This window comes from Paenibacillus sp. FSL H8-0283 (assembly GCF_045040675.1).
Taxonomy (GTDB): domain Bacteria; phylum Bacillota; class Bacilli; order Paenibacillales; family Paenibacillaceae; genus Paenibacillus; species Paenibacillus amylolyticus.
This window is the reverse complement of sequence record NZ_CP150295.1, coordinates 1,264,055-1,275,257: the sequence shown is the minus strand read 5'-3', so window position 1 is coordinate 1,275,257 and position 11,203 is coordinate 1,264,055. Positions and strand designations below refer to the sequence as shown.

The following is an 11,203-nucleotide window of genomic DNA, read 5'->3' as shown; positions in this document are numbered from 1 at the left end:
TCTAACGAATCTCAAACACCCTATTGTGGCGTTAAACTCCAACAACGAATCTCAGCAACCTTATTTGGACCATATCGGGTCTAAACGGGGCAAAACCCACCCAAATTACTGAATAGCGTGTCTACGATTCGTTAGAATTTTCAACTGCATCAACTCAACTAAATAACGTGCCCTCTGTTCGTTAGAAAAGAAATAGGGCTGCCCCCTCCCCCCTGATCATTTTCATAACCAGAGGACAGCCCAGCTTAATATATCCGCTCTCACATCCTAATTTCGGATCTTCAAGCGATTCTAAATACATTTTCATGTGAGAACTTCAATCTAGAATGACTCTTGTAATGCATAACAAAAAACCGCAATCCTCTAACACACTGAGGATCGCGGTTAAGACAGTTACAAATAAAGTTTAAGGCTCCATGCCCCATACCAGGTTTCCACCTTGGTGGAGTGTTACCTTGTTCCAATCCTGATAGGATGTTTTCGTTGGATCGAAGGAATAGTCATTCGTCTCGTCAAAGTTGGACCAGTCTGTTTTGTACATACGAAGCTGGATGTCTCCAGTCTGTCCACCAGCCTGAATGCTGCCAGCGCCAGATGTGAAGCTCAGCTCAACGTACGAGTCTGTGAAGGTCCGCTGGATATTGGCTCCGCCAACTTGAGCGTAATCGATGGCAGAATCCATCGCAGCCGAGCCTTCTTTGGAGAAGTAATACCGGATCTTCAGGTCACTCAGATTCACAGCAGTACTCCCCAGATTTTTGATGTTGAAATACGGTTTGATCTGGCTATCTTGAGCATTGGTATCTCCAGCACGATATTGCACGACAAGATCACTCGTTGGTACAACGACACTTTGAGGTGTCGCGGAAGCTACAGCGGAATTGGCACTTTGCCCTGCTGCATTCACTGCACTTACCACATAATGATACGTTGTGCCGTTCGTCAGGGCAGTGTTGATGTAGGACGTACCACTCACATTCGCCGCGATCGTTGTGAACGGGCCTGTTGCACTCAGCGCGCGTTTCACATCATAACTTGTTGCACCTGTAGAAGCGGTCCACGTCAGGCTCACCTGCGCATTGCCTGCAGTTGCTGTGAGGGCAGTCGGTGCAGCTGGCGCCGTTACACCTGCAACAGGTGTAGCTGTTGCTGTTGCAGAGTTAACACTTTCACCTACTGCATTTGTTGCCGTTACCACATAATAATAGGTTGTACCATTGATTAGGCCGGTGTTGCTGTAAGATGTTCCACTTACATTAGCTGCAACTGTTGTGAATGGACCTGATGCACTCAGTGCCCGCTTCACACTATAACTTGTAGCCCCTGTAGAAGCAGTCCACGTCAAGGAGACTTGAGCGTTACCGGCAGAAGCTGTCAATACTGCTGGTGCTGCCGGAGCTGTTGTTCCGCCCGGAGGATTGCCTCCACCGTTACTTGCAGGAAGTACAGGGAATGCGTTTTTCACCAGTGCCACGAATTGATCATGGAACCAGTGACCCGATACCGGAGCATTAGGCAATGCACCTGTTAATACACCATCCCGAGTTGTGAAGGTTGGATCACACATCCGGTCGAAACCTTTGCCTTCGTTATTCGGAATTTCGGAGCTGGAGCCATCGGATTCACCCGGAGGTTTCACCCATACATAAGCATCCAGATGCGCTGGTCCTGGTGCAGCCTTAGGTGCTTCACCAATACCTGCGCCACTGGCATTACACCAGTTCCCCCGATGCTCCCGGCGATCTACACGTCCGGAGTTCACATAATCGTTGATGTTGCTGCCCGTAGCAGATGCTGGACGGTCTACCCCGCCCCACCCATTCCGGCTAGTATCAATCAGGAAACCTGTACTGCTTGGCCAGCCAGCTTGTACAAAATCGGCATACAGCGCAGCAGTGAAATCGGTTTCGTCAAAATAAGGATTCCACTCATAAAACTTGGCAGATTTAATCGGTTGTCCACCGATATTGAGATCAGGGTTAGACAGGTTCGGCTCCCCCAGCGGTGTAGTGTTTGCTGTATTTGTAATGAAGCCATCTGCACTGCTCAGACCTGCGGCTGTCCCTTGCACAACACTTGTATACAGCGCGACTGCTGCAGAACGGTTGTTATCCCATCCAAGCCAGCCGGAGTGGCCGATATCCAGATAGTTGTACACATTTGGAATGGCGTGCAGCTTGTCCAATGCATACTTCACACCCGCCTCATAGATACCTGTTGAGCTGGCTTGACCACAAGCTGGTGTACTCAGGTTGGTCACAAGGTTAGGCAGACTGTCCGGTTCAATGACAGCAATAATGCGAATATCCTGATACTTCGGATCTGCGAAGATATCTGCGAGCACATCAATATAATCCGTTTTATAGGTCTGCAGTGCTGCCTGTGTTAGTGGAAGCTCGCCATTCGATGCAAGTGCATGACAATCCCGTCCGGGCAGATTGTAAATAACAAACGAAGCTGTTATTGGTGTACCCGGTTTCTTTTGAGCGAGAACGGCATCAAGATGTTGCTCTACACTTTTGCGACCAGCGTTGTCCGTACCGCCATAGATTGCAGCAATCCGGTCAACCCATACTGCGGTTGGATACGATTTGATGGTCTCCATCTTGGCCTTCAACGACGCATCGTTGGTCAGTGCAATGGATGTATCCACGAGAGCTGAATAGTCCTGATTCAGATAGGCCGTTGCCCCTACAAATGGATTATCCACATGTGCTTCAGCCGCCTGAGCCAAGCCGGGAGACAGTCCAGGGAAAATCCCCGCCGCGAGCAGCGTTGCTGCCAACATTTGCTTTACACCTTTGCGCAGGATCTTCTTACCTCTTGATTTGGTTTTCAATTTAGTCTTCATAGTTCCACCTTTCCTTTAGTTAGATTGGGTTGTACTCATGTCTGATCCTCTGTGTCATTATGATGCTTAGCACGAAGAGAACGTTCGGATGAGTTGGTTGTATCACCTCCTAAAGAAATGGTGTGTGAGGGCGAATCATGTGAATGAGTATAATATGGTGGGTGTGGTTGAACGTGTGTTAGACATGAAGAAGTGTGAACAATGACTTATGGGATGTCTGAATCCTAAATCGGGTAAGCGCTTTCTTCAAACGGTTAAAAAAAAGGCCTTCGCCTATCCATCTACAAACATGATGTTCGGTGTCACCTCCTTATGTTCTGATTATACGACATGTAAATTTTACTGTAAATTGAATTATATAAATTTAATTATATTTTTTTCCATAATTCAGGCAGGAATCTGGACATCCCTTGCTCCAAAAGACACACGAGGTCCATCCTGGCAATCTGCCACAATGAACCTCGTGTTTTACAATGCCGAATTAACCCTCTCGTCTAGCTAGTCACTACATATAATGTCTCGTTCTTATATTCCTACATCTAGGGCAAAACGACAATGTCTCCCGGTTTCAACCCGCTAACTACTTCCGTCTTGTCCCCCGATTCCATTCCAGCCTGGATCGTCCGCGGCTCTGTCTGTCCATTGCCCTTGTCTAACAGTACGTAAGGCTCGGTCTGATCCCGCATGATCGCGAGACTGGACACTACCGTCACTTTATCCTTCCGCATCGTCTCGATATCGCCTTCCAGACTCACGCCTCCATACATTCTGGCGTCCGGCTTCAGATCAATGACCACGTCAAACTGTGAAGCTTGCTTGAGGTCCGTATCGGTACTCTTGCGGGCGAATTTGGACACCTTACTTACCTTCCCGGTGAATTGCAGGTCTTTCTGCGCTGTCATTCGCACCTTAACCGGCATGCCCACCTTGAGCCTGAACATTTCTTCCTCACCAACAATCGTCATAAATTTCAGTTTGCTGATGTTTGTAATGGACCCGATCAGCTGTCCTTCCGTCACCGCACGTGTCTTGCTATCCTCTTCATTCATCTGAAATATACCGGAAGCGGAAGCATACACAACAGACTTACTTATAACTGTCTGCTTTTTCTGTATCTCCTTCTCCTTGAGGACCAATGCTTTTTGGTTCAATTCATTCGTCAGGCGTTTACCTTCCCGATCTGCAAATGCCTTCTTGCGCTCCTCTTCCGTCACGCCAAGGGACTCACTCATATTCGCCTGATCCAGGGTAACCTGATTCATCTTGTTTTCCAGCTGAGCTTTCTCCAGATCACTCTGCAACTGTTCTACTTCCGTTTGTAACGTGGAAGTATCGAGGCTAAACAGGATATCGCCTTTGCTCACCTGCTCACCACTTTTCACGTGCCACTGCTTGATGTTGGAAGCATACGGAGCGAAGATATCCGTCTGATCGGTGTATACGGATTTCCCTTTCACCTGTATCGTTTGCGTCATCGTTTCCTGTGTCACATCAAAGGTAATCGGGGGCGGAATCTCTATAGGCGCCTCCGGTTTTGGCTTGTACTTTTCATACAGCCAGTATCCTGCACCTGCCAAAAGTACAACGGTGATGATAATTTTAATCCATTTCTTCATGTGCCCAATTTCCCTTTCGCTGATAAAATTACATTGATTTGATCACAGTTAATGCATTGGTCCGAGATGCGCTGATTGCCGGATATATACCTGATACAATGCCAACCAGAATAGCAAAAACGATGCCAAGTGGCAGAGCCGACTGCTGAATAACAACGGTCATCGGACCATTCATCTGATCTGCCATCTGACTCGCCAGCAGACTGTTCACCCCGCCGAGGGCAGCAAAGGCGATCCCCACACCAGCCACGCCGCCCATTAATCCAAGCATCGCTGCTTCCGTAATAAACATCTGACGGATCTGCCACAGATTTGCGCCCAGCACCTTCATCACACCAATCTGTTTACGACGCTGATGCGTAGACATAATCATCGCTACAATAATGGATAATGAGGCCAGCAGCATGATAAAACCACCGATCCCCAATGCCGCTTTTTGGTACATCGCCAATTGACCTGCCATCGCTTCCTCTTGGAACAGATTACTCTGTGTGTTTAACGTCAGCTTTTTAATCTGTTCTTCCACCTGGGATACATAACGTTTGTCCTCAACCTTGACCAGAGCTGAGTTAAGATGCTTGGCCGCACTGCTGTCGGCCTGCTGTAATCCAAGCTCATCCTGCAATGCACGAGCTGTATCGAGCGGCAGATATACTTTTTTATCGTTTTGAGCGCTCATATCATCCATGTTGGAAGGCTTCATTAGTTCTCCAGACACGCGTATAGAACCACTCATTTTGGTTTTACTCGCATTCGCATAATCTTCATATCGAAACTGAATACGCTGCTGCACCAACTGATCCTGCTTCGCAGACATTTCCGTAAACTGCTCCAAAAGCTCATTGTTATATGGATCAGCATTCAACTGCTCGAATAACTTCTGAGTTACTTTGGGGTCCACGAGTCCAAATGCAGCCCCATAACTGGTTACCGCCATACGACCATCCTCTGCCCCACGTCCCTCAGCATACTTGTATCCAAACCCGCCCAGGGTCTCCAGCTGGGTACCAATGACCTCAACATACGTGCTGCGACCATCCGGAAGCACCATTTCCAGCGAATCCAGCTTTAACATGGGAGCCACGGCAACAACATGGGGTAGTCTTTGGATAATCTGAATCTTTTCCAACGTCAATGCTCCCCGTTCAAACTTCGATGTCTGACCATTCCCCTTGCCGTTGCCGGTACGAATGCCCTCATTAGGCGTAATCGTAATTTCATCCATCTTGTAATTGTCGTTCAATGTTTTCTCGCTATAGGTCTGTACGGACTGCCCCACACTAAGTGCAATGATCATGGCGGCAGAACCGATGGACAGCCCCATCATGCACAGCAGTGTGACCATTTTTCTGCGAATGATCTGTCCCCAGGCCATACGTGCTACATCCCGTATTCTCACATTTCCTCTCCTTTTGCCTCAAGCTTCCCTTACAGCCTCTTCAACCAATATTCCATGTTGCAGTGTAAGCACAACTTGCATCTGCTCCGCGACCTCTGCTTCATGTGTCACAATGACAAAGGTTGTATTCATATCCCGGTTTAGCTGCTGCAAAATCGCAATAATCTCTTCCTCCGTCTCGGTATCCAAATTTCCCGTTGGCTCATCTGCAAAGATCACCGAGGGTTCGGTAATGAGCGAACGTGCAATACTGACACGTTGTTGTTGACCGCCCGACAACTGGGACGGGAACAATTTTGTTTTTTCACCCAGTCCAACCTGTTCCAGCAGCTTCAATGCTTTTGCTTTGCGTTTCGAAGGGCTTATCCCCATAAACACCAAGGGTAATTCTACATTTTCCCGGATTGTAAGATTGGACAGCAGTTCATAGGATTGAAAAATAAACCCGATATGACTGCGCCTGAACTCAGCCAGGCGATTTTCACTGAAACGTACAATATCTTGTCCCGCAATTAGAATCTTGCCCTGATCCGGTTTCATCAGCCCTGCCATCAGATTCAGCAGTGTGGATTTACCCGAACCAGAACTGCCCAGCAGGGCTACCATCTTGCCTTCTCCAATCGTCAGGTTGATATCCTGAAGCACCGGCACGGTTCCCTGGCCATTGCGGAACGAATGGGATAATTGTTCAACTTGAAGCATTGCTACATGTCTTCCTTTCTACTTGCTAAATATGTACAGAGGTTGTTCAAAAAAGCCCGCTTTTGATTACGAAGGATGTCTAATGACATCATCAACATCGAATATAGAATTTAGCCGAAATGTCCGTTGCTCACGTAGTTTTCCCTACGCTCTGCTACTCCATTTCTAGCTTCATCCCATCTTCTCGGTACTGAAAACCAGTTTTTTTGAACTTGTATGTATAGATTCGCGAAGCACGTTCCCTTTTATTATAGGGTGGAGATGTATCCGGGCTGGCCGGAGTTGTATCCAACTTGTAACATGTCATAACAAAAAAAGACCTTGTCCACAGAGCAGCTATCGCTCCATCAGACCAAGGTCTTATATTCGTATACCTTCCGCAGCTTACCAGGCTCTGAAACTAAAGCGGTACATTTCACTTTTATCCACTGAGCTGCTTACAGCAAATAATTCATCGTCATTCCATTTCAGACTGATGAAGTTATCAATATTGCGATAGATCACCGTATCCGACGAAATCTTGCTGTCATTCAGGTAGGCAACATGCAACTCATTCTTCTGATTCTGACTGTCCATTGGGAAAAAGTAAGCTATTCGGGATTCATCTGCATCCAGATCGAAGCTCCAGATCGAACCTTGTAATAACAGATCATACTGCTCCTCTGCTGCGTGATACCGATACAGCCCCTGTACCTTATTCATCGTTCCCTGGATGAGCATGTCACCATTTTTCAGCAACTTGTACTGTTGGATGTCTTCCATTGCAGCATACGCCTTCACTTCATGCTCATCCTCAAGCGATACACGATAGATAGCATACTTGTCTTTCAGCATCACCAGTATATAAAACTGTTGGTGATCCTCACTGACCTGCAACACATCCATAACGATAAACGTATCACTCGAACCTTTCCCTTGTTTTGGTCCTGTGAACATGCTCATCAGCTCTTCATACGTGTAGATGACATGACTCGTCCCCTGGCTCAGATCAACTTGTTTAAATAACAGATCATCCTGACCGATGTAGGATTCATTCCCTACAAACACTCGATAATACGAGTTGTCGTACGGAAGCTTGCGACGTTCCCCGCTCTGTATTATATACTCATACGTTGTCTTCTGCGTCTGACCTGCCCGATACTGGGAGTAAATGATTTTCTTGTGATCCGGGCTGATCGTTACACCGTAATCCGTATTAGCCGCAATGTTCTTCACTTCCTTATCATCCAGATGCAGGAGAGACAGTTTGAGCCCTGAATAGGAAAATTCCGGTTGATTAAATATAATCGTATTCCGGTCTAACACTTCAAAATCAAAGATCGCAAAATCATTTGGAATCTTGGTAGCCGACTCGATCTGAATCGTACTGCTCGGTGGTGGTGCCAGACGGTTGTTGAACTGCTCACTTGGCAAAATCACCGTTCTTGGTTTGAGATTTCCGAGACTGAACAGGCTCCCAATCCCAAAAATCCCGCTGACAAATGCGATCAACAACCCTGACAGCATCAATCTGTCACGGTTTTTACGCCAAAATCCAGGATGTCTCATGCGTTCATTTCCCCCGGAAGACTGATATTCACTTGTGTCCCTTCCCGCATGATGCTCTTCATCTCCACTGTTCCTCCATGACGCTCAACGATGTTCTTCACAATAGATAAACCCAGCCCGGCACTGCCTTTCTCGGCCCTGTTGATTCCTTTATCCTGGTAAAAGGGTTCAAATACATGTTGGAGCGCTTCAGCACCGATTCCTTCCCCCTGATCACGGATCACAATAGCGATAGAATCACCTAACCGGAAGGATTGTACTTCGATAATGGAGTTCACATCACTGTACTTGACCGAATTATCCAGGATGTTGAGGAAGACCTCTTTCAACTTATCCCGATCTCCCTGTAAATACTGATGTTCCTCTAGCTCATAGTGAATGCCTATATTGTACTTGCTCGCCTTAATCGACATGTCCTCACAAGCTTCACGAATAATATCTGATATATCGATACGTTCGAACCGGTATGCCTGAATGACCGCAGAGGAGACCGAGACCTCCAGAATATCCGCAACCATCGTGTTGAGACGCTGGCTTTCCTTGATGATATAATTCATGCCCTTGTCAAAAAAGTCCTGGTCGGTAAATCCGTTATCCCGTAAAATCTGGGCGTATCCCAGAATCGTTGTTAAGGGTGTCTTCAATTCATGTGTCACATTGTCAAAAAAGACTTTGCTTCTGGCCTGTACTTGCTTCACTTCGTCCCGCTCTCGCTCAATCACATCAATCTGCTCCCGTACCCGATCAATCATGATGGTGAAGCTTGAAGCCAGTTCACCGATCTCATCCTTGGTTGTAATCTGAATGTCCGCATTCAGACTTCCCTGGGCCACTTCCGCAGAACGTTTCGTGAGTACACGGATGGGTTGTGTAATTTTCCGGGAAATAAAGATGGATGCGATAAATACAAATACGAAAATAACCGCTGCAAAAAACTTGATCGTATTTTGAAAACGAAGGTTGCGTTTGAACAACTCCGTATAATCCTTCTTCATCTGTACGATTCCAATCAATTGTTGATCCATCTGGAGCGGGAAGGACAGACTGGCTGTGACATGGCCCTTATCCACAACTGTGGTGTAAGCAATCCGGGAATGTATGGCTTCCTCCACATCAGGATGGTCAGACCGCTTAGCGACGTTAACCTCGCTGCCAACAGATTCGTATGGCGAAGCATCGGGGCGATATACTATAATCTCCCCACCAACGGCTGATCCAATTTGCTCCGCGAGCTCGCGACTCCTTGCTTCGAGCGAGTCTCTGCTCATGCGTTTATTATGTATCAGAAAGTACTGATTCAGCGCGATGTCCAGATTTCTTTTGGATTGCACCATATCCTCATGCACTTCCCGGTACATATTCTCCTGAGCTACCTTATTGGACAGAATCAGCAGGACGGAGAATCCGATAAAGACGATGACCGAGAATAACACCACCATTTTGAACTGGATCGTCCACTTCATGTCTGTACCTGAATATTCAGCTTGTACCCCACACCAAATACCGTTTCAATCATCGAAATGCCTTGCACACCACTATCCAGTTTCTTGCGAATCCGTTGCACATGAATATCCACCGTTCGGGTATCCCCTGCAAAATCAAATCCCCATACCTTGTCCAGCAGTTCAGAACGTGTATGAACCTTACGATGATGGGTCACGAGAAATAACAACAGATCATATTCCTTATTCGTGAGTCCTGCCCGTTCCCCGTCTTTCCACACTTCCCGTTCATCCTTGCGGATTTCAATATGCTTGCCTAGCCTTACCACCTCATAGGACTGATTCTCCAGTGTCTCGCTGATCAGATCAATCCGGCGAAAAATCGCCCGAATGCGCGCAACCACCTCACGGATATCAAAAGGCTTCGTGATATAGTCATCCGCCCCAAGCTCCATGCCAAGTACCTTGTCCAGCATGTCCGACTTCGCAGTGATCATGATGACAGGTATCTTGGAGTTCACAGATAGTTGCCTGCACACATCAAAACCGCTCATATCTGGCAGCATCAGATCCAGCAGGATCAGATCCGGCTTCGAATCCCGAAGCAGATCCAGACCTTCTTTTCCCGTAGCTGCTTCCTTGATCTCAAATCCTTCCTTACGTAACGAATAGGACAAAATATCGCGAATGGACTCCTCGTCCTCAATAATTAAAATCTCTTTTTGTCTCATGATACTTTCGTAATCTCCCTGCTCTATGAATTTCCTTGATCTGCCTTTATTTTGTATCCCAAGCCGTATGCTTGAATAGAGGGAAGCACGAAATGTTACAACTCCGATACAACTCTGAACCTTTTGGAAACAACCACCCGATATACTTGGATCATAAAGAGACTCATACCAGACCGGACCCAAGCCTGATCTGTATCCAAGGGGGATTCACATCATATGAACAGCACACAAATTAATGATGCTTATGTCAACTATAAATCAGAAATCACAAGGTATCTATCCCATATCGTCAAACAACCGCAAGATGCAGAAGATCTGGCACAGGATTGTTTTATTCGACTAATGAACGTTACCGTGGATATCCCTGAAGATCGCATTCTCTATTATCTCAAACGCATTGCCCGTAACCTGGCGATGGACAGCTTCCGCAGACGAACCCGTACACTCAGACGAGACAGCCGTCTGGAGGTACCTACCCATCACGTCGATACATCCCACCTTGAAATTAGCGAAGGTGTTCATGATCTTGTTTCCCATATTAACAACACCGAACATCGTAAAATATTAGAACTTCGCCTCATCCATGGATACTCCATTAAGGAAACGGCAGAGCTGGTGAATCGCAGTGAAGGCATGATTAAATCCTCTGTCTTCCATGCCGTCAATCGAATTCGGGCCAAAGTCATCTCATAAGAGATGGCTTTTTATTTGCGTAAAATCAATATGCACGCAGAATTGGATGGATTATGACGGGACCGAAATACCTATGGATATGTCAAAAGACCCAATTTTACAAATATCGAGTTAATTTTTACAAATTGTTATGACTATGTGAGATTTTCATGTGGTAGAATATGGACGAACTCATGAATCAACTAATATTTGGGAGGGATTTGGTTGGGTAAATTAACAGG

General features: G+C 46.6%; 8 protein-coding genes. 1 reads left to right on the top strand and 7 read right to left on the bottom strand.

The window, feature by feature from the left end:
• Window positions 1-406: 406 nt before the first annotated feature.
• The 7 genes from MHI52_RS05730 to MHI52_RS05700 all read right to left on the bottom strand — a co-directional run bounded on the left by MHI52_RS05730 (window position 407) and on the right by MHI52_RS05700 (window position 10,289).
• Window positions 407-2,851 carry a glycoside hydrolase family 6 protein gene (locus MHI52_RS05730; protein ID WP_405158648.1) on the bottom strand — a complete coding sequence of 815 codons (2,445 nt, stop codon included), beginning with the start codon at window positions 2,849-2,851 and terminating at the stop codon, window positions 407-409.
• A gap of 539 nt (window positions 2,852-3,390) precedes the next feature.
• The gene (locus MHI52_RS05725; RefSeq protein WP_405158647.1) at window positions 3,391-4,467 is read right to left on the bottom strand and encodes an efflux RND transporter periplasmic adaptor subunit; all 1,077 of its coding nucleotides are present in this window, start codon (window positions 4,465-4,467) and stop codon (window positions 3,391-3,393) included.
• Between the two features lie 28 nt (window positions 4,468-4,495).
• Entirely contained in the window at window positions 4,496-5,866 is a 1,371-nt protein-coding gene (locus MHI52_RS05720; protein ID WP_143781292.1) for an ABC transporter permease, read from the bottom strand.
• An 18-nt stretch (window positions 5,867-5,884) separates the two neighbouring features.
• Window positions 5,885-6,568: an ABC transporter ATP-binding protein gene (locus tag MHI52_RS05715; protein WP_405158646.1), complete on the bottom strand. Its 684-nt coding sequence runs from the start codon at window positions 6,566-6,568 to the stop codon at window positions 5,885-5,887.
• 384 nt (window positions 6,569-6,952) lie between these two features.
• Window positions 6,953-8,116 (bottom strand): hypothetical protein, encoded by a 1,164-nt coding sequence (locus MHI52_RS05710; protein WP_340983326.1) that lies wholly within the window; start codon window positions 8,114-8,116, stop codon window positions 6,953-6,955.
• Entirely contained in the window at window positions 8,113-9,579 is a 1,467-nt protein-coding gene (locus MHI52_RS05705; RefSeq protein ID WP_405158645.1) for an ATP-binding protein, read from the bottom strand. Before MHI52_RS05705 ends, MHI52_RS05710 begins: the two co-directional genes overlap by 4 nt.
• Window positions 9,576-10,289, bottom strand: a complete 714-nt coding sequence (locus MHI52_RS05700) for a response regulator transcription factor (RefSeq protein WP_036606313.1) — start codon at window positions 10,287-10,289, stop codon at window positions 9,576-9,578. Before MHI52_RS05700 ends, MHI52_RS05705 begins: the two co-directional genes overlap by 4 nt.
• A gap of 216 nt (window positions 10,290-10,505) precedes the next feature.
• Here MHI52_RS05700 and MHI52_RS05695 point away from each other — a divergent pair, with 216 nt between their 5' ends.
• On the top strand, window positions 10,506-10,982 hold the full coding sequence (locus MHI52_RS05695; protein WP_076253376.1) for an RNA polymerase sigma factor: 477 nt from the start codon (window positions 10,506-10,508) through the stop codon (window positions 10,980-10,982).
• Window positions 10,983-11,203 lie beyond the last annotated feature (221 nt).

Coding starts and splice junctions, on each gene's coding strand:
- MHI52_RS05730 (WP_405158648.1), bottom strand. CDS start 2,851: ATGAAGACTAAATTGAAAACCAAATCAAGAGGTAAGAAGATCCTGCGC.
- MHI52_RS05725 (WP_405158647.1), bottom strand. CDS start 4,467: ATGAAGAAATGGATTAAAATTATCATCACCGTTGTACTTTTGGCAGGT.
- MHI52_RS05715 (WP_405158646.1), bottom strand. CDS start 6,568: ATGCTTCAAGTTGAACAATTATCCCATTCGTTCCGCAATGGCCAGGGA.
- MHI52_RS05710 (WP_340983326.1), bottom strand. CDS start 8,116: ATGAGACATCCTGGATTTTGGCGTAAAAACCGTGACAGATTGATGCTG.
- MHI52_RS05705 (WP_405158645.1), bottom strand. CDS start 9,579: ATGAAGTGGACGATCCAGTTCAAAATGGTGGTGTTATTCTCGGTCATC.
- MHI52_RS05700 (WP_036606313.1), bottom strand. CDS start 10,289: ATGAGACAAAAAGAGATTTTAATTATTGAGGACGAGGAGTCCATTCGC.
- MHI52_RS05695 (WP_076253376.1), top strand. CDS start 10,506: ATGAACAGCACACAAATTAATGATGCTTATGTCAACTATAAATCAGAA.